Raw genomic sequence first — 255 nt, 5'->3', positions numbered from 1 at the left:
GCGTGCCGCCGCGACCATCGGCGGTGCGGGCCGTAAACCACTCGGCAAGGGCGCTGTCCTTCTGGAATTGCAGAAAGCGCCACGCCAGCAGGATCATGCCGTAGCGAACGCGCGCATTGCCGGCCCGGGCCAATCCCTTCTCGCGCCGGCGCTTGCCGCTCTCGTCCGGCGCCCCGGTGAGACCCGCGTACCGGGCGACGGCCCTTCGATCGCGTAAGCCGCGCGACAAAATCTCATGGACCAGCATGTCTGCCG

1 protein-coding gene is annotated in these 255 nt (G+C 69.0%); it reads right to left on the bottom strand.

The window, feature by feature from the left end:
- Window positions 1-255 (bottom strand): transposase (locus IB248_RS32485; RefSeq protein WP_192242271.1); only part of this gene is annotated, 255 nt, incomplete at both ends.

The organism is Rhizobium sp. RHZ01 (assembly GCF_014851595.1).
Lineage (GTDB): Bacteria > Pseudomonadota > Alphaproteobacteria > Rhizobiales > Rhizobiaceae > Rhizobium > Rhizobium altiplani.
The sequence above is the reverse complement of the archived record's forward strand: the minus strand, read 5'-3'. Positions and strand labels throughout refer to the sequence as shown.